The organism is Pedobacter psychrodurus (assembly GCF_032678585.1).
GTDB lineage: Bacteria > Bacteroidota > Bacteroidia > Sphingobacteriales > Sphingobacteriaceae > Pedobacter > Pedobacter psychrodurus_A.
Genome location: NZ_JAVTSN010000004.1, coordinates 1 through 20545 on the forward strand (window position 1 = coordinate 1; position 20545 = coordinate 20545).

Sequence of the window (20545 nt, forward strand, 5' to 3'; positions counted from 1 at the left end):
ATTCGATAGTCATTATGAAAAGATTAATTTATATCATCATACTTTTTGCCACTGCATTTTCTGCCTGTAAAAAAGACAACAATATGCTGGCAAATATTAAAAGTGATGTTGGTGCACCAACATTCACTTCACCTATTGCTGCATCGGCGATGGTAGTGGCTGTTGCCGATACCGCTAAAACATTCCACATCAAATGGAACAAGGCAGATTTTGGGGTTCAGGCCGTTGTGAATTATACGGTTCAGATCGATGCTGCGGGTAAAAATTTCGCTACCGCTTATGGCATTGGCAGCACCACTAACGATTCTTTAAGCATCACCATTGGTAAATTGAACGATATTTTGCTGAACAACCTCAATCTGCCTCCAAATGTAAAATCGGATGTAGCGTTGAGGATAACGGCAGTGTTGAGTGAGAAAAATAAAATTACCTCATCACCTATCAAATTATCGGTAACCACCTACAAAGAAATTGTACCAGAGAAACTTTTCATACCCGGCGACTACCAGGGCTGGATTACAGATGTAGCACCAGCGATCCGTTTTTTGGGCGATGGTAAATATGAAGGATATGTGTACATGAATGTTGGAGGTAAATTCAAATTCGTGTCTACAGCAGGTACAACCATTACCTACGGTGATGGCGGTGCCGGTAAATTAAGCACTAATGGTGCTGCTGCTGGCTTAACCGCTACTACTCCAGGCTACTATAAATTAAATGCCGACATCAAAAACCTCAGCTATTCTGTTGCGGCCATTCAATCTTTCGGACTCATTGGTTCATCAACTGCCGGCGGTTGGGATAATTCTACGCCGATGCTTTACGATCCTGTAAATGGCGTATGGAAAGCAACGGCTACCTTGGTGCCGGGTGCGTTAAAATTCAGGGCGAACAACAGTTGGGATATAAATTATGGGCCTGCAGATGTGAATGCCTTAACGGGGACGCTTATTCAAACCAATGATGCGGTAACCATTTCCCAGAACGGATCTTATACCGTAACCATTGATTTTAAGCAAGCCACAGCCACTAAATACCTGTATACGGTAACCAAAAATTAAATTCCTTACCGGAACGGTCATCCCTAAATGGCCGTTCCGATTATATTCTATAGCGATGAAATTTAAAACCCTGTGCGGTATTTTACTGCTTTGCGTTGCTTTTTCCTACGGTGCGCTTGCACAAACTCCGGTAAACCAAATTGGCAATGTTACTGCCGTTAAAGTAGACGGGCAACAAATAAACTTAAGCCTGAACAATGCAGAGGCACAAATTATCGTGTATTCTGCCAATATCATACGGGTGAGGGTTGACCGGAAAAAACTTGGCGATGATTTTTCTTATGCCGTAACAGGCAAAGCTCAAAAGGTGAAAACAATCATTACCCAGAGCGACAGCTCGATCAGTATCAGCACCGATTCGTTAAAGGCGATCGTCCGAAAAAAACCTTTTCTCATCTCTTTTTATACTGTTGACGGAAAACTGATCAACGAAGATGATAAGGGGCTTTCTACCTCATGGGCAGGAGATGCGGTTACCAGTTACAAAAAAATGCAGGATGACGAACATTTTATTGGTCTTGGCGAAAAAACGGGTAACCTCGATCGTAAAGGAAGCGGTTACACCAACTGGAACAGCGATGTGTATGGTTATGCGGTATCAGCCGACCCATTGTATTCTACTATTCCTTTTTACATGGGGCTTCACCACGATTTAAACTATGGTATTTTTCTGGACAATACTTACCAGTCTGATTTCAATTTTGGGGCGAGTAACAACCGTTTTTCTTCATTTGGGGCACGCGGCGGGATATTGAACTATTACTTCATTTACCATAAAAGGGTAGCCGACATCATCCGTTCTTATACTGATCTTACCGGAAGGATGCCAATGCCGCCATTGTGGTCGCTGGGTTACCAACAGAACAGGTACAGTTATTATCCCGAAACAGAGGTGATGCGCATTGCCAATACCTTACGCGAAAAGAAAATTCCTGCTGATGGCATTACGCTCGATATTCACTACATGGATGCCTATAAACTTTTTACCTGGAATAAAGACCGTTTTCCCAATCCGTTAAAAATGAATACCGAGCTGAATAAACTGGGTTTCAAAACAACGGTGATCGTAGATCCCGGCATTAAGGTAGAAAAGGGAGCCGGTGCATACGAACGCGGTATACGGGATAATGTGTATATCAAATATCCTGATGGAGAACCTTACACCGGGCAGGTTTGGCCGGGCTGGTGTAACTTTCCCGATTTCACCAGTATCAAAGGAAGAGCCTGGTGGCGGAATGAGGTGAAGTTTTTTTCTGAATCTGGCGTGAGCGGGATCTGGAACGATATGAATGAGATTGCTACCTGGGGACAAAAAATGCCCGACAATGTACTTTTCGATTATGATGGTAAACCAACCTCTCATTTGCAGGCACACAATGTTTATGGCTTACAGATGGCCAGATCGAGTTATGAAGGAGCGCGGGAACAGTTTAAGGAAAGGCCCTTTATCTTAACCCGCTCCGGATATGCAGGTTTACAGCGTTATACAGCCTTATGGACAGGAGATAACCGCGGTGAAGACGACCACATGCTTGCTGGTGTGCGTTTAATTAACAGCCTGGGTTTAAGTGGCGTGGCTTTCGCCGGAATGGATATTGGTGGTTTTACCGGAAATCCAACTACAGCTTTATACACCCGGTGGATAGCACTGGGTGCCTTTACACCTTATTTCAGGAACCATACCGCATTAAATACAAAAGCGGCAGAACCATGGAGTTTTGGAGAAGATGTGCTCGATATTGCCCGAAACTACATCAGTCTCCGTTACCAGCTGATGCCCTATATATATGCTGGTTTTTACGAGGCTGCACAAAGCGGACTTCCTGTAATGCGCTCATTAGCGATCAATTATACCCACGACCCGAAAATTCTCGATACCCAATTCCAAAACCAATACGAGTTTGGAAACGCTTTTATGGTGGCTCCCTTTGAGAGTGCAAAAGAGTTCGGTAAGGTATATTTTCCCGCTGGTACCTGGTACGATCTATATAGCGACGGGTTGCAGCGCGGAAATGAAGAAAAGATTATTCAGCTGGCTATAAATAAACTGCCTGTTTTTGTAAAGGGGGGCAGCATTATCCCACAACAATCTCTCGTTCAGTCGACCAGCCAAAAGCCGGGTGATACCTTAACTGTTCATGTTTATAAAGGAGAGGTAAGCAACAGTTTTGTGTATTATGAGGATGATGGAAAAAGTTATGCTTACGAAAAGGGTGTTTTTTATAAAAGACAGATCAGTTTCGATCCGGTTCTCAAAGAGATTGTTTTCCACCAGATAGAAGGCAGTTATAAAAGCAACTTCCGTTTCTTAAAAATCGCTTTACATGGTTTTGGTGCAACATCTTCCATTTCTGTGAATCAACAGCAGAAAAATCTTATTGATGATAAGTTTGCCTGGATGGGCGTTTCGAACAATCCTGATCTGCAGGCCAATCCCAATGCTCCGGAAAGCTGTACCATCAAATCCATCCTGATCAAAAATGAGGATGGTGCCATCACTTTAAAATATTAATCCGCACAACATGAAACTGAGTTTAAAGAATAATAGCATGAAAATAGTATCGCTACTCCTTTTGGTGGGCATTACCACTGCCGAATGTAAAAAATCGGGTTCCGATAGTCCGATAGTTAGTCCACCGGTAGTGGTTACGCCGGGTGATGATTATAAAGATCCCGTGGCTTATGGAACGCCTTTTTCTAAAGTGCCAAATACCACCGATGCGGTAATTTATGAAGTGAACCTACGTTCGTTTAGTGCTCAGGCCAATTTAAAGGGCTTACAGGGTAGACTGGATAATTTAAAAAGTCTGGGTATAAACGTGATCTGGTTGATGCCAATATATCCCGTAGGGCAGTTAAAATCGGCTGGTGGCCTAGGCTCGCCTTATGCCGTAAAGGATTACAATGCGGTTAATCCGGAGTTTGGAACCTTGGACGACCTGCGGCTCGTAGTGGAAGAGGCCCACAAGCGGGATATGTCGGTTATTTTAGACTGGGTTGCCAACCATACGTCATGGGACAATGCCTGGATTGCAAATAAATCCTGGTACAAACAGGATGCAAATGGAAATATCATTATTCCTCCAGGAACAAACTGGGCAGATGTAGCGGCTTTAAATTACGACAATGCGGATCTGCGTAAAGCGATGATCAGGGCGATGAAATTTTGGGTGCTGACCGCGAATGTTGATGGTTACCGTTTTGATGCCGCAGATTTTGTGCCCACTGATTTTTGGAAACAGGCTCTTGATACTTTGAAGAAGTTTGATACCCGGAAATTGATTTTATTGGGCGAAGGAAGTAAAAAAGAACAGCTTACCGCTGGTTTTCAGCTGAACTACGCATTTGATTATTACAATGCCTTAAAAAGTATTTTTGCCGATACCCAGGCACCAAGTGCATTGTTTACCACCAACACCAATGAAAACAATATGCTGATTAACGGAACCTACAAGCTCCGTTACATCACAAACCACGATGTAACTTCATCGGATGGAAGCGCCATTAGCATTTACAAAGGCAAGCAAGGTGCCCTGGCTGCATTTGTTCTGGTGGCCACAATGGACGGTGTTCCGCTGTTGTACAATGGGCAGGAGGTAGGTTGCCCTAATAAAATTGATTTTTTTAACAGGGACGCAATCGACTGGACAACCAATCCCGAGATGCTGGAGGAATATAAAAAGATCATTGCCTTTAGAAAAAGTAGCGCTGCCTTAAAAATAGGAGCACTTACGGTATTTAACCATCCGGATGTAATGGCGTATGAAAAAAAATCCGGTACAGATGATGTAGTAGTGCTGGTAAATGCCAGGAATACTACGGTGAATTACAGTTTGCCTACTGCTTTGCAAAATACGGTTTGGGAAAATGGGTTGACAGGAGATGTTGTTAATCTGACCACCAGCGTTACTTTGCAAGCTTATGGTTATTTGATGTTGAAGAAATAGATCTTACTTCATCGTCATTCTCTCGCCGGCGGGAATCTTAATGCAAAATATAAGCCAACTAAAGCGTTATGATCACCCTTGGTGGGTCAATCGGCTTACGAATAGAGTTCCAAATGACTGATTCTGAAGAAGGTTCGTCATTGCGAGAAGGCTTTTTCAGCCGGCGAAGCAATCTTACTACTATGGGTTATCGCTATTGCATTAAGATTGCTTCGTCTTTCCGAGAAATTAAAGAAGACTCTCTAAATAACTACAAGTTTAAAAAGATTTAGCCTCTAGAATTGCTCTGCATTTTTTGGAAAGCAATACCCATGTTGCTTTGGGTCATCCAGTCCCGCTCTTTGCTTAATCCCGTGAAGGATGGGATAACGCTGTCGGTCGCCCGCCTGTAACGGACAGGCGTTTATTTTACTCTGGATAGTAGCAAATCTATGCCCCTTAAACCCCTGCCTGCAGCAGGTAGGCAATCAAAGCGGGATGCCAATTTTTTTCAATTGGCAGAAGCGGGAGCGGGACTGCTTTAACCTAAAAGCTGCGGCAATTGCTTTCCAAAAAAATGATACTCATAAGGGCGCATCATCTGCTTTGGCTTGCAATATATTGTAGTGTTTGTAGGTTCTTGATCAGAGTTGTCAACTTCCTAGCTACTTGGTTATTAAAAGTTGACAACGCTTTCTTTATACAAACTGATTCAATACCAGCACCCCAACAAGTCCTAAAACGGAAACCAGACTTTCCATTACCGTCCAGGTGCGGAAAGTTTCTTTGAGGCTAATGTTAAAGTATTCTTTAAACATCCAGAAACCGGTATCGTTTACGTGTGAGAACATCAAACTCCCCGCGCCAACCGATAACACCATTAGCTCTGGCGGTGCGCCCTGACCGATTAGTGGCAATACCATGCCCGAGGCCGTGAGCGCTGCTACCGTTGCCGAACCCAGGGTTACCCGTAACGAGGCGGTGATTAACCAGGCGAGTAACAATGGCGATAAGTTTAAACCTCCGGTGAGCTGTTTTACGGTTTCGCCCATACCGCTATCGATTAAAATCTGCTTAAAAGCACCTCCTGCGGCAATAATGAGGATAATCATGGCAATGCTTTTTACACCTTCTGCACAAGATTCCATCGCCTTTACAAGGCTTGTTTTTTGAACGGCCAAAGCAATGATCACCGAAATGAGTAATGCGGCAGTAGGATCGGCCAAAAACACAAATAACGGTTTACCGATATAATCGATCTTAAAACTGCTCCCAATTGTTCCGGCGATGATTAAAAATACAGGCAATAAGGCCGTGATAAAACTCCTGGTAGCTGAAGGCAGGTTTTCTTCTTCGCTGATCTTGAAATCCTGAATGCTGGCCGATTGATCACGTTTAATAATCAGTCTTGGGAAATAAATGCCGGCAATAATGGCAATAGGTACACTTAAGGTTAAGCCGTAAATTAATGTCTTGCCAATATCGGCATGGAAAATTCCGGCAAGCGCCACGGGGCCGGGGTGTGGTGGTAAAAAACCATGTGTTACCGATAGGGCAGTTGCCATCGGAAGGCCAATGTATAATTTAGAGAGACCTGTTGCCGCCGAAATGGCAAATACCAAAGGGATCAAGACTACAAAACCTGCGTTGTAAAATAAAGGAATTCCCACGAGTAAACCCGTCAGCAATACTGCCCATTGGATGTTCTTTTTGCCAAATGCGCTAATAAGGATGAAAACGATCTTTTTTGCCGAGCCACTATCTTCAATCAACTTACCCATCATGGCGCCAAGTGCCAGTACCATTACCATACTGCCGAGTGTACTGCCGATCCCGTTGCTGATGGAACCCATCACTTTGGTAGCGGGCATGCCCAATAATAAACCGGTAATAATGGCCACGGCAATTAAAGCAATCATCGGGTTAATCTTTTTCAAAATCATAATGAAAAGAAGCAGGATGCCGAAAAGTAAAATGAGTAATGACATTTGGTTAGGGTTTAGGCAATGTGATTTTGCCACAGATGCACACGGATAAACATAGATTTTAATCTGTACCGATCCTTTTTAACTGTGGTTAATTTTTCATTTGGTTAATGTTGAGTTTGGTCTATTTTTTTACGGTGATGGTTCTGCCGGTAACGAGATTAAACTCGTAAATCCGGTACAAACCATCATCACTGATTTCAATGGTTTCTACCAGGCCAGTTTTGCTGAAGGTATCGGTTACCATATCGCCGATTTTTACATCCTGAAGAATATCGCTGGGGGTATCGTTGTTTAATCTGATCATAATCGTAAAAGTATCGATTATTAATAAAATCTCCACAGATTGTACTTAAACCAATGTATTAAATTTTGATTCGATATGGTTTCTGGCCTGTTTTTGAAACTCCTCTGGTGTTTGCCGGGTTTGTTTTTTAAAGAAACGGCTAAAGTAGGGCCGGTCTGAAAAGCCCAGTTCGTAGGCAATTTCTTTTAGGGTATGCTCACTATGGATGATTTTTCTTTTGGCCTCCAGGATAATGCGGTCGTGGATGATCTGCATGCCGGTTTTATTGAGTTTTTCTTTCAAAATCTGATTAAGCCTTTTAGAACTGATCCCGATTTTACCGGCATAGAAATCGGTGTTCCTAACCTGTTGGTAATTACTTTCGAGTAACATCAGAAATTCGTAAACCCTTTTCTGCTGTACGTCATGACTGGTAAATTCGTGTTCTTTAACCTGTATCAGTTTTAACAGGAATACCTTTAACAGTGCTTTTGTAATGATAAAAGTATTGCCTGTTTTCTGGTATTCATCTTCTATCAATTTATAAATATTGCCCAGCTCGGTTGCAGTTTCCTGATTTAGCCTTAAGCATGAAAACTCGCCCTGAACATTAAAAATCTTAAAGAGATCAAGCAGGAATTCCTTTTCTTCCCCTTCCAGAACAGATCTTTTAAAAGAGATGAGCACGCCGTTTTTGCCTGCTTTGTTCAGCTGGTGTACCCGGTAAGGCGGGATGAGGTAAATCCAGTCGCCTTTACTTTCGAATTCGGATTCTTGCAGCGCATGCAACGGTTCCTCGTTTTTAAGCCAAACAATTTCGAAAAATTCTTTCCTGCCGGGATCGTTAAGGTAGCTTGGCGGGCAATTACTCAGATCGCGAATGTAGATAATGGATTTTTCCAGATGCGTGGTTTCTGTTGATAAACTCATGATCGTTAAAGTTAAACACTTAATTTTTTAGCGCTTGGACGAAATGACAATTATGGTGGACTATTCGGAAACAGTGCATTTAATATGGCGGATTGATGACTTTTTCGCCGGTATATTTCCTGATTGTCCAATATAAGGGGCTAAATGTATAACCCTCTTGATCAGCATCGGGCATACCTTTGAGCCATTAAAGCGACAGAGGAAAATGGATTTAAAAGTATCAGCAAAATTTGCAAACCATCAATCCGTAATGGATACACTTGATAATCAGCAATTGGTTTGGGACCTGCAAATGAACCTGAATAAGATTATGGAGGAAAATACCCGTTTGGTTAAACAAATGGAGTTCGATCAGCTGATTCCTTTCGTATATCAGATTCAGCAGGCGAAACGTATTTTTATTACTGCAGCAGGCCGTTCAGGTTTCGCAATGCAATCGGCAGCTATGCGTTTGATGCACCTGGGTTTAACCGTGTATTATGTGGGCGAAACCACTAGCCCCGCAATTGCCAAGGGCGATTTATTAATCACGGCATCGGGCTCCGGAACAACAGGGTCTGTTGTAAAGGCCGCTGAAAAATCGATTTCAGTAGGTGCGAGCGTAGTTGCGATTACCACCAATGCCGAATCGCCATTGGCAAAATTGGCCAGTCATGTGGTTTTGGTGCCGGCAGCAGAAAAAGAAGACCACAGCAAAAAAATATCAAACCAATATGCGGGCAGCCTTTTCGAGCAATTTCTGCTCCTGCTTAATGATGCCGTTTTTCAATCCCTTTGGAAATTAAGCGGTGAAGCCGCAGAAACGCTTTGGGAGCGACACGCCAATTTAGAATAAACATTAATTTAATTATATAACAACACATCATGGCAAAATTACAAGTAGCAATAGATTTATTAACAACAGAAGAAGCCCTGGCGTTGGCCGCAAAAGTGGCTCCATATGTCGATATCATAGAATTGGGTACGCCCCTGATTAAAAATATGGGATCAACAGTAATTACCGCAATGAAGGCTGCACATCCGGATAAATTGGTTTTTGCAGATTTGAAAACAGCAGATGCCGGCGAATTGGAAGCGGATATCGCTTTTAAAGCAGGAGCTGATTTGGTTACGGTGATGGGAGCAGCAGGAAATGCAACAATTATTGGCGCGGTAAAGGCTGCAAAAGCACATGGTAAAGGAGTGGTTGTAGATACGATCGGTTATCCTGACCGTGTTAAAAGGGCACAGGAAGTTACCGCCCTTGGTGTTGAGTTTGTAGAACTTCATGCGGGTCTTGATGAACAGTGGACTGCCGGCTATTCTATTCAGGTATTAATTGATGAGGCGGCAAGGGCAGGTGTTCCAGTTTCTATCGCGGGTGGTGTAAATATCGATAACGTTGCTGCGGTTATACAAGCTGGTGCTATTGTGGCTGTTGCAGGTGCTGCAATTTATGGTGCCGAAGATCCTGCAGCTGCAGCAAAAGCACTGCGTGAGGCAATTGATGCTGCATAAAACATTGACCCTTAAAGGTATCGTCATTGCGAAAAGGCTTTTTCAGCTAACAGCCTATCCCGAATTTTCGGGGAGGCAACCTTTAGCAAGAAACACTAGCATGAAAGATTGCTTTGTCGTTCCTCCTCGCAATGACGACCTTTTATAAGAACCTGTGATTGGTAACGGAGTCGAAGGATATTTTTAATTACATATCGGCTTAAATGATTTTATATGGTTAAGAAATCATACTTAGCGAAAAAAGGGTCTTCGACTACGCTCAGACTGACAAAACGAGGGCGGCATTCACTAAAGAGAAAATGGCAAACCTTTAAGAAGGTTGTTCGTGGAGACACGAACCACGGCATCAATGTATCCTCTGTTCTCTCTGTGCCTTTCTCTGTTTCCTTGTGGTTATTGCATCGTGCCAAGCGCCTAACGCTATTCGCCCATCGCCTAACTTTCCGTTCTTAAAATCTTTAAAGGGGGCTGGTTCAGGATACTTCTTGTACTCAATACGCCTGTAACTACCACCAAAAATACAATCGAACCGAATAATAATACAGTTGGTACTAGTGGTGGTACAAATGCCGCATCAAAAGTAAACTTCGCCAGTGCCCAGCTTCCGCCAATCGCTAAAATCAATCCTGCAGCTGCGGCAAATGCACCTAAAAAGAAATATTCGATGGCATTAATCGCTAAAATCTGTTTTCTGCTGGCCCCCATGGTGCGCAATAAAATACTTTCTTTTATCCGTTGATTTTTACTCGTGAGTACCGATGATACCAAAACAATCCATCCGGTAACCATACTAAAGCCCGCCATAAACTGAATTACAAAACCGATTTTGCTCAATAGTTCGTCCAATAATTTTAACACCAGGTCTAGATCGATTACCGAAACATTCGGGAATTTTTGTACCACTTCGCCCTGAAAACGGGCAGAAACATCACCCGATGGCACCCTGGTCATTAATACATGGAATTGTGGTGCTTCTTCCAGCACTCCGGCCGGGAAAACCACTCTGAAATTGGTCTGCATTCTGCTCCAGTTTACCTCCCGCAAACTTCCAACAACCGTTGGGATCATCATGCCCTGAACATTAAACAATATTTTATCGTTTAGCTCCACATTAATCGATTGGGCATAACGCTGATCCAATGATATATAAATGGTTTCATTGGGTTTTATCTTCCCGATCCATTTACCTGAAGTAATTTTCTCAGCTGCGGTTAAAGTATCCTGATAAGTAGCCCTGATCTCATTGCGATAGGCCCTTCTGTTATTGGTATCGGCATTGGCTTTTTTGCCATTAATTTCTTCAATACGCATCGTAATTACCGGAACCTGGTTCATCAATGGCAATTTAAAAGCTTTGGTTAAACTGTCTAAGCCTTCTTTTTGTGTATTCTGGATGTCGAACATCACCATATTGGGCTGATTGGCCCCCGATGAAAGTGTTACTCGGCTCATCAAAATACCCTGTACGAAAAATAAGGTGCAGATAAATGCAGTAGATAAGCCGATAGAAACGGTCAACATTAGCGTCTGGTTATTCGGCCTGTAAAGATTGGCAAAACCTTGCCGCCATAAATAGCTTGATGAATTTGGCAATAGTTTGCGCACCAGGAACATCAATAATTTAGACAGTACGATCAACAACAGGAAAGCGATGGCTATGCTTAAAGTAAAAGCTAAGGTTTGTACCCATGTTTTCATCTGTAAATGAGTAAAACCTGTGATAAATGCCGCCATGAGCAGATATACCAACCAGGTTAGGGGATCTCTTTTGCCACCTGTTTTTTCGAAAGATAACCTGATGGCATTTAGTGGCGAAATCCGTCTTACGGATAAGAGGGATGGAAGCGCAAAGAGAATTGAAATGATAAGGCCCAGTAAAATCCCCTGACCAACAGCAAACCACGAAACCTGCATGGTAATTTCTACCGGCAGAAAATCTTTTAGCACCAGGGGAAGCAGGAACTGTATGCCTGTACCTAAAACTGCGCCTAATATCGAAGCAATTAAACCGATAAAAAAGACCTGAATGAGGTAGATGATAAAGGCGTGCCGCGATTTTAAGCCCAGGCACCTTAAAGTGGCAATGGCGCTTAATTTCTCCTGTATGTATACATGGATGGCACTACCTACGCCCACGCAACCCAGCAATAGGGCAATAAATCCTGAAAGGGCCAGAAAACGGTTTACATCTTTAAAAGATCTTCCGGTCTGTTCTTTTCTCGATTCTACTGTATCGGCATCGAAACCTTCCTTTTCTAGTCGGCTATCTTGTTTTTTAACCCATTCATCAATACCTGATGGATCGTTGTACTTGAAATAAAATTTATTGTTGATCCGGCTTCCGGTTTTGATGAGATTTGTTTTGTCTAATGTTTGCAGAGGGATATAAACGGTAGGTGCAATACTTGATCCGATTCCGGTTTGACCAGGAGCCTTGGTCAAGGTGCCGAGAATATTGAAATTTAAGTCGCCAATTTTTACCGAATCGCCAACTTTTGCATTAAACTGCAACATCAGGGTTTGATCTACCAGTGCATTTCTACCGGTTTGAAAGTTTTTTGCGGCGGCCAGTGGAATGGTTTCTATCGTGCCATAATAGGGATAATTGCCTTCCAGTGCTTTCATCTGTACCAAACGGCTGCCACCGCCTTTCTGAAAATAGATCATCGAGGCAAATGTTTTCTCCTGCGAGCGTTCATCGCCAAGGGTATCGAGCATTTTTTGCATGGCTTTGCTCACGCCTTTACGGCTATCCAAAACCAGATCTGCCCCTGTAAGTTCTTTCGCCTGCGCATCGATATCCCTCTGCAGGTTATCTTTAAACGAATACACGGCAACAAGAGCCGCAATACCCAATACAATAGACGATATGAAAAGAAATAAACGTGCACGGTTTTTCCGGCTATCGCGCCAGGCCATTTTAAACAGCCACGAAAATTTGATGTTTTGCTTTGGGAGGGTATTAGGCATAACTAGGGTTTTCGTCTGAAATGATTACGCCACCTTTAATTTTGATACTTCTTGCTGTTTTTGCGGCCAGTTCTAAATCGTGAGTGACGATTACGAGTGTGGTTCCGGCATCTTTATTCAGGTCAAAAAGTAATTTGATAACTTTTTCGCTGGTTTCTGCGTCGAGGTTTCCGGTTGGTTCATCAGCAAAAAGAATGGCTGGCTGGTTAGAGAATGCCCTGGCCAACGAAACCCGTTGCTGTTCTCCGCCCGATAACTGAACAGGATAATGGTGCGAGCGGTCGGCCAGACCAACTTTGTCCAGCAATTCTAAAGCATGTGCTCGGATATTTTTTGCTCCCCTTAATTCTAAAGGAACCATTACATTTTCGAGAGCAGTTAAGGTAGGCAGGAGTTGGAAATTCTGAAAGATAAAACCTACATACTGGTTTCTAACCGCGGCACGTTCGTCTTCATTTAGCTTTTCTAAGGCAATTCCATTCAGTTCAACCGTTCCACTGCTAGCGCGGTCGAGGCCGGCACATAAACCAAGCAGGGTTGTTTTTCCGCTTCCCGAAGGACCGGTAATGGCTACGGTTGAACCAGCGGCGATCGAAAAGTTGATATTATCCAGAACGGTGAGTTCGCGCCCGGCACTTTGGTAAATTTTGCTTACATTTCGGATGTTCAATATGCTTTCCAATAGCTGATTTTTTTAGGGTTTGTGTATCGATATTTGCCAAACATAACGGCGTATTGCCTGTTAAGATAATGGATTAAACGATAATTAGATATAGATTGATAGGATATGTTACGAAAACGATTAATGGGCTTATTTGTTTTGAGCCTTGCGCTGCTCAGCTGTGGAAATCAACAAAGTAAGCGTAATAACGATAAAACTTTAGATTCGGCTGACCAAAAGACGACTGCGATAGCTAAAGAACAGAAAACTATTCTCTTTTTTGGAACAAGTTTAACAGCAGGTTACGGACTCGATCCAACGGAAGCTTACCCGGCATTGATCCAAAATAGGATTGATTCGTTGAAGATGCCGTACAAAGTGATAAACGGTGGTTTAAGTGGCGAAACATCCGCTGGTGGAAAGGGTAGGATAGATTGGTTGCTTAAGCAAAAGGTAGATGTATTCGTACTCGAACTCGGTGCAAATGATGGTTTACGTGGTTTACCGGTTGCGCAGACCATTAAAAACCTACAAGACATTATTGATCGGGTAAAGGCTAAATATCCGGATGTAAAATTGGTGATTGCAGGTATGCAGGTGCCACCAAATATGGGTGCTAAATATGCGTCTGATTTTAAAAAAATCTTTCCTGATCTGGCCAAAAAGAATCAAATGGCATTGATCCCGTTTTTATTGGATAAGGTTGGCGGTATTGCTAAATTAAACCAGGCCGATGGGATACATCCAACTGCTGAGGGCGATAAAATTTTGGCGGAGAATGTTTGGGTGGTGTTGAAGGATTTGTTGTAGTTTACAGCTTTTAACCGCACAGGTCGTAGAGAGAAAGGCGCAGAGGGCACTGAGTTGGGTTTAACGGGCTAAGGCTGAATCGGCTTTGAAGATTGGTTTTTAGATCGTCATTGCGAGGTACGAAGCAATCCTACAACTGTGGGTGGGTATTAGAAACAATACCTCAATCTTATACCTAGCGATCGCATTAAGATTGCTTCGTACCTTATAATGACGATATTTCTAAAAAAGGTAAAACATGAGCGTGATATTTCTCACTCCTGCCTAAAACTCTTTAGCGTTCCGTTAGTATTAAACTGGATATCGTAGCGGTCTCTGCTACCGTTTATTGAACGGGGATTCCAGCGCATCCCGTTATCCCAAATGGTGATATAAGCATCTGATGTAGGCGCTGCCCCTTCAATCCCAGCGGCTTTTTCATTGTAGATTTTTAATATTTTGTGCGCGTCTGCAAAATGCATCTTATTTAAAGGGAATGTCCGGCGTTCGATATTTCTGGCCAGTACCGGCTTTGGCGAAGACCATGCTCCGTCTTTATATTGGTAAGCATCTACATATTTAGGGTTGTCGGGATGTTGTAATGCCAGGTTGATCGAGCCATCGTCATAAAAATGAACCGATTCATACAATACAATCTCTTTATTTTTGTACCGGGGCAAATTTCGTAGTTTATCTTCTGCCTTTTCTAGTTCTGTAACACTTAATATTCCTTTTTTAACTTTTATTGCTGGTTTTTCTACTTCCATATTTGTTGTGGATCCTTGTGGAAGCTTCATTTCTTTTAAAAACTCATTTACTCTTTTCTGTATTTCCTTACCATCTGCAGGTGTTTGCTTCTGTTTCAATAATTCAATGTCGTGAAAAAGTGCTTTGGCCTTATCCTGCATTTCGTCTGTTTTAACGGTGTCGCCATTAATGATGATGGTTTTATCTTGATACTGCGTAGTGGTGGTGGTTTTGCTTGTTCCTGTGTATTCGCGATTGGTACCAAACTGGTTTTCCTTCTCATATTTTTTAACCAAAGAATCATTAGGATTAAAGGTTTCATCTACACTTTTTGTGATCTGTTTGCAACCCATGCAAAGGAAGCAGCACAATAAGATGAGGTGGGGAATGTTGTTCAGGTTTTTCATCAGATTTCTCCGTTAATTTCGTTTAAGTCTTTTTCAAAGGCAATTTGACTGGGATTTTCTTTGAGATAAAAAATAGAAACATATTCCTGCCTCGTACTATCCAAATCAAGCAGGTCTACAATCTTTTTGATGTTTGCCCTGTGTTTTTGATTAAACTGATCGGTAAATTCCAGTTCAAAATTAATTTGGGGTTGTTCGTTGATATAGGTTCCAGTCTGACTGGCTTTAATCAATCGGGCAGTGGTCTGGGTACCTTTAAATTTAATTGGAAACAATCGGTCAGGTTTGCCGACAAACTTGCCGACGATAAAAGTTGCAAATGCGCGGTAAAGAAGCAACATAAATGGACAGGTGATTAAAGGATGGCCAAGCCCCATAAAACGCCAGCCTGTACCTCTGCTTTCTAAATTGTAGGAATAAATATAATAACCAACAACTAGGGCGGCAAAGGCCAGCCAGGCTAGATTGGTAAGGAAAATGACTGTTTTATTAAGGCTAACCTCGGTGGTGGCGAAAATAAAATAAGGGTTTTTGTTTACCTCTTTATCCAACAGAATGCCCACGGTTTTACCCACTTCGTAACGACGCTCATAAGGTTTAGCATCGTTCACGGTGGTTTGTTGCGTGACTGTGCTGCCTACCAGATTTTTAAATTGCAGGGTAAGTTCGTAAGTATCATAAGCTGCGCCGGATTTCGAAATTTTTGCTGATGCTAATATTTTAGCTTCGCGTGGCTCTCCAGTGATTTTAAGTTTTTCTATATTCCGTTTAATTGAAAAGGTACGGATTACCCATTTTCGGTAATAACCAATCAGCAATATGGCCCAGAACAAAATAGAGATTACAAGCACAGTAAGCGAATACCATGCATTGCTGCCCACCAGATTGGGTATATCCTCCTTGGTGTTGTAATACATCAACATAGGGAAGGGGATGGCGAAAAACAGCATGTAAATAATCCAGAATATCGAGAGTCCTTGTTTCATAATAATATAGGGTATTTATTCCTGCTTAAAATATTGCCCAAACCATTGATCGAAATCTTCCTTGTGTTTTTCTTGGGCAGTTTTAATCAATTCATCTGGTGCTTCAATCTGGCCGAGGCCATAGTCGCCTTTCATCCATTTTAAATAATCACCCAAATCCTCACTTTCTTCGTAGTTGTTTTTATCCTTATAAAAATAGGCCTGATCAAAATCGACCCATATTTCGGTATCGTATGTGAGTAAATGGAGCAATTGCAAAATATTTTCCGCAATAAGATGTACACCGCCTTCATCGCCAAAAACTACGATCGGCATTTGGTTTAGCGGCTTGTTTGTTCCATCGTTCCAGATGGCGTAAAATGAGCCGGTATCATTGGCCTGGGCAAAAGGTATCAGACGGTTTAAAAAATCTTCATCTTCACTCCAGCTTTTCAGTCCCCATTTCTCGTCGATCAAAACGCCAAATCCTTTACTATAATTTCCGAACGAAGAGATATTGTTTTGGAAATAAATCAGTTTTTCCAGTTCGCTGGGAACCTGGCTTAGGCCTAGATTTTCTTTAAAATCTGTTATGTTTATCATAAAATTTAATGATTGAGTGATAGAGTGAATGAATGATAGAATGATTGGATGTTGAATGATTGAATTTAATTGAGATTAGCTAAAAAGGCATCTTCTTTACTTCAATTTTATTATCCTTTGCATATACATCTGCAAGTTGCCAAAGCTTATTATATAACTCAATAAATGTATCATAGGGCTTCTTATCCAGTTTGGTTAAAATTTCGTTGATATTTTCCTCTGGTTGATGCTGATCGATCATTTGGGCTACCTTAAGATGTTCTGTTTTGTAGTGCTTTAAAACATAATCGTGTAAGGCAATAGACGCATCTAACATCGGTTTTGTTGCTGTAGTTGGATGCAATTTCTTTACTTTTTCCAAATTCTTTTCGGCGCTGGCGATCGAATTTTTCAAGTATTCTTCGCAGCTGCTTGCTTTACCGGGGCCAGATGTACTTTTGGTGTATATCTGGTAACCTTCGAAATAATAGGTGCCAAAACGGGATATATCATTGGAGTTTAAGGCTGCCCTGTCGAAATATTCTTCCGGTGTATTTAACGTAAAGTTGCATGCGGTGATGGTTAAAACCATCACCATTAACATGCCATTTTTGATATTGAGGCGCATAATCTTCTTTTTAATACTTACCAACAAATGAAGATTTGTCTTCGAACATTTTACCAATTAGTGGAACAGGTTTTAATGCACCATTGGCTGCATTGATGATGCCCAATATCCACAGGATAATAAAGGCATAACCCACAAGGCCTAAGAACGATAAACTAGGTACTATACTGGCAATGATGGTAAATGCGATATTAAAAACAATACTGACTATGGCAAGACCTAACGATTGTCTTAAATGATATTTTAGTAAAGCATCGGCTTTGTCTTTTCCACTGAAATAAGCTACTAACCAACCAATAATGGTGATGTAAGAAATGATTGAAAGGGTTTTGTTGTCCATGATTTCTGTTTTTAGGTTTAAAAATTATTTAGGTCAAAGTTGGGACTAAACATTGCGCTTTAAAAGATTTTGCCGCCTACAGAACATCTACTACATTTTAATAAAACGTCTACAATATATCTACAGGTTTATTTAAGTTTTTGATATACAGATATTTATGTGTTTAGATTGTTTTCGATTTTCGTCTACAATTTTATCCAGGCTCCAATCTTTATGTTAATTTTACGATATGAAGCTTCAGGTTTTTAAAAAGATAATATTCTTAATAGGCGTTAGCTTATGTTTCTGTGCCGCCAATGCGCAAACCTTATTGGATAGTACAGCGCTCGATAAAATCAGTGAAAAAGATAAACCAGCCCTCCTTTCGCAATTGGCAGAGCGAAGCCGGATTAATGGCGATTATAAAGCCGCCATTGCAAGAGCGCAACAGGGTGCAGACCTGGCCTTAAAGGTAAAAAACCCTACTGAGGCCACAAAAGCCTACGCTGCAATGACGAGTGTATATTCGACCACCAAACAATTTGCATTGTCGAAAAAAGCAAGTGATACCAGTTTATCTATTGCCCAGCGGTCGCGCCAGCCCATCGCATTAGCCTATGCCTATTATGCGCAGGCCTTGTTTTATAGTGCCATCGACAATGCAGAGGAGATTACCAAATACTGTCAGTTGGCGCTTAAATCGTTAGGAAAAAAAGATGATCCCTATCTCAGTGCGAAAATCTATTACCAGTTATATATGTTAAGCTCGCGCAGGGATGACGTGAAAAATGTGAATACTTATGCAAAGGCGGCTACCGAAAATGCATTAAAAACTACTGATTATAACCTGTTGAGCAATTGTTATATTGCCTTATCCGTGGCTGCCGATTATAACTATGCCAGTACTAAAAGTGATGTGCTGCGCGACAGCATCATCTATTATTTAAATAAAGCACAAAATCTTTATCGGCAATACCCAACTTCTGTAGCTAAAAAAACTTATGCGATTTCCTGTATCAACAGTGCCGATTATTATTTAAGGTATTTCTCTGATACCGATCAAACGGCAAAGGCCAATGCCATCCGTTATGCGGGTATGGCGAATGAGGTAATGAAAGGTGCAATTAATGGCGAAGAAGTAAGGGCAAGCAGTTTGGGTATTTTAAGTGAGTATGCCAAGCGCGACAAGAACTTTGTAATGGCTGAAGGATATTTACAGGAAGCTTATAGTGTATTGATCAGCAAAAAGGTACCTTATTATTATACATTAATCAATGTTGTAACCGCGCTATCGAACTTTTACGAGCAGCGCGGCAATTACGAAAAGGCCCTCGAGTTCCAGAAAAAGGCAACGGAGTTTAATAGTAAATATTTTGATGAAAAGCGCACGCTAAATGCCCAAAAACTAGAGGTGCAATACGAAGCTGAAAAAAAAAACAATGAAGTGAAGCTGTTAAAGCAGAGCGAACAATACGCACAACAGCAGAAGTATTTATACATTGGTATTGCTATCGCCTCAATTTTAGGACTGATCTTTATGTTCCGTTCTTACCATTTCAGGTTACGGTATTCACTGCAGCGCGAAAAGCAACTACACCTGGAAAAACAGGACGCTGAACTGCAAATGAAGCTGGAGAAAGAGGAGCAGGCCAGATTAAAAGCAGAACAACTGTTATTGGAGAGCCAACAGCAACAACTGCAGAAAGAAGTAATGGCCAGCCAATTGCAGTTGGAGCATAAAAAAGAGATGCTTTTCCAGATCAAAGAAAAGCTTAGCGATAACCATCAGCTCAATATTAATAAGATCTGGAATGAAGAATTGCTTCTGGACAATGATTTTGAAGAAGCTAAATTTCAGATCCAGCAAGTGCATCCTGAGTTTTTCTCCTTGTTAAACCAAAGGGCGCAACAGAAACTCACGGCGCTCGATCTGAAACTTTGTGCCTACCTGCATTTAAAAATGGACACAAAAAAAATTGCTCAGATTATGCACATCGAAGCCAAAAGTGTGCGCATGAGCCGCTATCGCATTAAACAAAAATTAGGTTTGGGTAAGGGTGAGGATTTGAATCTGTTTTTGCAGGGTATGGGATAACAATTTGTCTCTAAATCAGATGAAATTTTGACTGCTTATGAAGAAATTACATCAAAACTATGGTAAGCCTGGAGAACTTGCAATTTTTAATTTCCCTGAATGCCCCCGTATTCAATTATTTAATTTTCGTTTATAAAACTAATCTGTAAGTGAATACAAAAAGCATGTTAAAAACAAAAATATTATGCCAGCAATTTTAATTGAAGTTAGAAAAGACTATAACGAAGAAGAGGGGCTGAAAATTATCGACTCCGTTCATTCAGCAATGGTAACAGCATTTCAAATTCCACCTGAGGATAGAACCATTATACTTTTAGTTCACCCACCGCATAGATTTGCAGTTTCACCAACTAAAGCTAAACCTGAATTATACACTTTAATAAGTATTGACGCATTTTCGGGACGTTCAATTGATGCAAAAAGAAAGTTATTTAGTGAAATCGCTAAAAATTTGTATGAATTTGGAATCCCCAAAGATCATATTTTAATTGTGGTTAGAGACAGTCAAAAAGAAAGTTGGGGTGTTCAAGGAGGACAATCAGGATATGATGTTGATTTAGGATTTAAAGTTGAAGTTTAAAATTTACATTTTTCAATGCAAATAATTTCACAACTCATGTTAGTTTAGGTATATACTTTTAAGCTGGAATTTTTTAATTCAGCCTGTTTAAATATATTTATCTAAAATTCCCTAAAA

At 41.4% G+C, this 20545-nt stretch carries 18 protein-coding genes; 8 read left to right on the forward strand and 10 right to left on the reverse strand.

The window, feature by feature from the left end; translation table 11 throughout:
• From R2S57_RS03590 to R2S57_RS03600, 3 genes are all read left to right on the forward strand, one after another.
• Positions 1 to 1061: SusE domain-containing protein (locus R2S57_RS03590; RefSeq protein WP_316843739.1), on the forward strand; the 1061-nt coding region annotated here is incomplete at its 5' end.
• A 55-nt stretch (positions 1062 to 1116) separates the two neighbouring features.
• Positions 1117 to 3573 carry a TIM-barrel domain-containing protein gene (locus tag R2S57_RS03595; RefSeq protein WP_316843740.1) on the forward strand — a complete coding sequence of 819 codons (2457 nt, stop codon included), beginning with the start codon at positions 1117 to 1119 and terminating at the stop codon, positions 3571 to 3573.
• Between the two features lie 37 nt (positions 3574 to 3610).
• The gene (locus R2S57_RS03600; RefSeq protein WP_316843741.1) at positions 3611 to 5008 is read left to right on the forward strand and encodes an alpha-amylase family glycosyl hydrolase; all 1398 of its coding nucleotides are present in this window, start codon (positions 3611 to 3613) and stop codon (positions 5006 to 5008) included.
• 677 nt (positions 5009 to 5685) lie between these two features.
• Here R2S57_RS03600 and R2S57_RS03605 read toward each other — a convergent pair.
• The 3 genes from R2S57_RS03605 to R2S57_RS03615 all read right to left on the reverse strand — a co-directional run bounded on the left by R2S57_RS03605 (position 5686) and on the right by R2S57_RS03615 (position 8188).
• Positions 5686 to 6975: a gluconate:H+ symporter gene (locus tag R2S57_RS03605; protein ID WP_316843742.1), complete on the reverse strand. Its 1290-nt coding sequence runs from the start codon at positions 6973 to 6975 to the stop codon at positions 5686 to 5688.
• A gap of 121 nt (positions 6976 to 7096) precedes the next feature.
• A complete protein-coding gene (locus R2S57_RS03610; protein ID WP_316843743.1) occupies positions 7097 to 7315 on the reverse strand; it encodes a hypothetical protein in 219 nt (72 codons plus the stop codon).
• A 9-nt stretch (positions 7316 to 7324) separates the two neighbouring features.
• Complete coding sequence (locus R2S57_RS03615) at positions 7325 to 8188, reverse strand: helix-turn-helix domain-containing protein (RefSeq protein ID WP_316843744.1); 864 nt, start codon at positions 8186 to 8188, stop codon at positions 7325 to 7327.
• A 205-nt stretch (positions 8189 to 8393) separates the two neighbouring features.
• On the opposite strand from R2S57_RS03615, the gene hxlB reads away from it, so the two are divergent.
• The gene (gene hxlB / locus R2S57_RS03620; protein ID WP_316843745.1) at positions 8394 to 9023 is read left to right on the forward strand and encodes a 6-phospho-3-hexuloisomerase; all 630 of its coding nucleotides are present in this window, start codon (positions 8394 to 8396) and stop codon (positions 9021 to 9023) included.
• Between the two features lie 29 nt (positions 9024 to 9052).
• Positions 9053 to 9685: a 3-hexulose-6-phosphate synthase gene (hxlA, locus tag R2S57_RS03625; RefSeq protein ID WP_316843746.1), complete on the forward strand. Its 633-nt coding sequence runs from the start codon at positions 9053 to 9055 to the stop codon at positions 9683 to 9685.
• 435 nt (positions 9686 to 10120) lie between these two features.
• On the opposite strand, the gene R2S57_RS03630 is transcribed toward hxlA, so the two are convergent.
• Together R2S57_RS03630 and R2S57_RS03635 are read right to left on the reverse strand one after the other, a co-directional pair.
• Complete coding sequence (locus tag R2S57_RS03630; RefSeq protein WP_316843747.1) at positions 10121 to 12655, reverse strand: ABC transporter permease; 2535 nt, start codon at positions 12653 to 12655, stop codon at positions 10121 to 10123.
• Entirely contained in the window at positions 12648 to 13337 is a 690-nt protein-coding gene (locus R2S57_RS03635; protein WP_316843748.1) for an ABC transporter ATP-binding protein, read from the reverse strand. Before R2S57_RS03635 ends, R2S57_RS03630 begins: the two co-directional genes overlap by 8 nt.
• A 105-nt stretch (positions 13338 to 13442) precedes the next feature.
• Between R2S57_RS03635 and R2S57_RS03640 the strand changes: the two genes are divergently transcribed.
• Complete coding sequence (locus tag R2S57_RS03640; protein WP_316843749.1) at positions 13443 to 14126, forward strand: arylesterase; 684 nt, start codon at positions 13443 to 13445, stop codon at positions 14124 to 14126.
• A 254-nt stretch (positions 14127 to 14380) separates the two neighbouring features.
• On the opposite strand, the gene R2S57_RS03645 is transcribed toward R2S57_RS03640, so the two are convergent.
• The 5 genes from R2S57_RS03645 to R2S57_RS03665 form a co-directional block, all read right to left on the reverse strand.
• A complete protein-coding gene (locus R2S57_RS03645; protein ID WP_316843750.1) occupies positions 14381 to 15259 on the reverse strand; it encodes a hypothetical protein in 879 nt (292 codons plus the stop codon).
• On the reverse strand, positions 15259 to 16245 hold the full coding sequence (locus R2S57_RS03650; RefSeq protein WP_316843751.1) for a hypothetical protein: 987 nt from the start codon (positions 16243 to 16245) through the stop codon (positions 15259 to 15261). The genes R2S57_RS03645 and R2S57_RS03650 overlap by 1 nt, the downstream gene beginning before the upstream one ends.
• Before the next feature lie 15 nt (positions 16246 to 16260).
• Complete coding sequence (locus R2S57_RS03655) at positions 16261 to 16827, reverse strand: hypothetical protein (RefSeq protein WP_316843752.1); 567 nt, start codon at positions 16825 to 16827, stop codon at positions 16261 to 16263.
• Between the two features lie 79 nt (positions 16828 to 16906).
• Positions 16907 to 17434, reverse strand: coding sequence for a hypothetical protein (locus R2S57_RS03660; protein WP_316843753.1), 528 nt, complete (start codon positions 17432 to 17434; stop codon positions 16907 to 16909).
• A 10-nt stretch (positions 17435 to 17444) separates the two neighbouring features.
• Complete coding sequence (locus tag R2S57_RS03665; protein WP_316843754.1) at positions 17445 to 17774, reverse strand: DUF4870 domain-containing protein; 330 nt, start codon at positions 17772 to 17774, stop codon at positions 17445 to 17447.
• Between the two features lie 229 nt (positions 17775 to 18003).
• On the opposite strand from R2S57_RS03665, the gene R2S57_RS03670 reads away from it, so the two are divergent.
• Together R2S57_RS03670 and R2S57_RS03675 are read left to right on the forward strand one after the other, a co-directional pair.
• Positions 18004 to 19848 carry a hypothetical protein gene (locus tag R2S57_RS03670; protein WP_316843755.1) on the forward strand — a complete coding sequence of 615 codons (1845 nt, stop codon included), beginning with the start codon at positions 18004 to 18006 and terminating at the stop codon, positions 19846 to 19848.
• 184 nt (positions 19849 to 20032) lie between these two features.
• Positions 20033 to 20428, forward strand: coding sequence for a tautomerase family protein (locus tag R2S57_RS03675; RefSeq protein WP_316843756.1), 396 nt, complete (start codon positions 20033 to 20035; stop codon positions 20426 to 20428).
• The last annotated feature ends 117 nt before the right edge of the window (positions 20429 to 20545 follow it).

What these genes read in the sequence shown, in the direction of transcription:
- R2S57_RS03645 (WP_316843750.1), bottom strand. Translation starts at nt 15,259, where the DNA reads ATGAAAAACCTGAACAACATTCCCCACCTCATCTTATTGTGCTGCTTC.
- R2S57_RS03630 (WP_316843747.1), bottom strand. Translation starts at nt 12,655, where the DNA reads ATGCCTAATACCCTCCCAAAGCAAAACATCAAATTTTCGTGGCTGTTT.
- hxlB (WP_316843745.1), top strand. Translation starts at nt 8,394, where the DNA reads ATGGATTTAAAAGTATCAGCAAAATTTGCAAACCATCAATCCGTAATG.
- R2S57_RS03655 (WP_316843752.1), bottom strand. Translation starts at nt 16,827, where the DNA reads ATGATAAACATAACAGATTTTAAAGAAAATCTAGGCCTAAGCCAGGTT.
- R2S57_RS03600 (WP_316843741.1), top strand. Translation starts at nt 3,611, where the DNA reads ATGAAAATAGTATCGCTACTCCTTTTGGTGGGCATTACCACTGCCGAA.
- R2S57_RS03675 (WP_316843756.1), top strand. Translation starts at nt 20,033, where the DNA reads ATGCCAGCAATTTTAATTGAAGTTAGAAAAGACTATAACGAAGAAGAG.
- R2S57_RS03660 (WP_316843753.1), bottom strand. Translation starts at nt 17,434, where the DNA reads ATGCGCCTCAATATCAAAAATGGCATGTTAATGGTGATGGTTTTAACC.
- R2S57_RS03640 (WP_316843749.1), top strand. Translation starts at nt 13,443, where the DNA reads ATGTTACGAAAACGATTAATGGGCTTATTTGTTTTGAGCCTTGCGCTG.
- R2S57_RS03665 (WP_316843754.1), bottom strand. Translation starts at nt 17,774, where the DNA reads ATGGACAACAAAACCCTTTCAATCATTTCTTACATCACCATTATTGGT.
- R2S57_RS03650 (WP_316843751.1), bottom strand. Translation starts at nt 16,245, where the DNA reads ATGAAACAAGGACTCTCGATATTCTGGATTATTTACATGCTGTTTTTC.
- R2S57_RS03615 (WP_316843744.1), bottom strand. Translation starts at nt 8,188, where the DNA reads ATGAGTTTATCAACAGAAACCACGCATCTGGAAAAATCCATTATCTAC.
- R2S57_RS03605 (WP_316843742.1), bottom strand. Translation starts at nt 6,975, where the DNA reads ATGTCATTACTCATTTTACTTTTCGGCATCCTGCTTCTTTTCATTATG.
- R2S57_RS03670 (WP_316843755.1), top strand. Translation starts at nt 18,004, where the DNA reads ATGAAGCTTCAGGTTTTTAAAAAGATAATATTCTTAATAGGCGTTAGC.
- R2S57_RS03595 (WP_316843740.1), top strand. Translation starts at nt 1,117, where the DNA reads ATGAAATTTAAAACCCTGTGCGGTATTTTACTGCTTTGCGTTGCTTTT.
- hxlA (WP_316843746.1), top strand. Translation starts at nt 9,053, where the DNA reads ATGGCAAAATTACAAGTAGCAATAGATTTATTAACAACAGAAGAAGCC.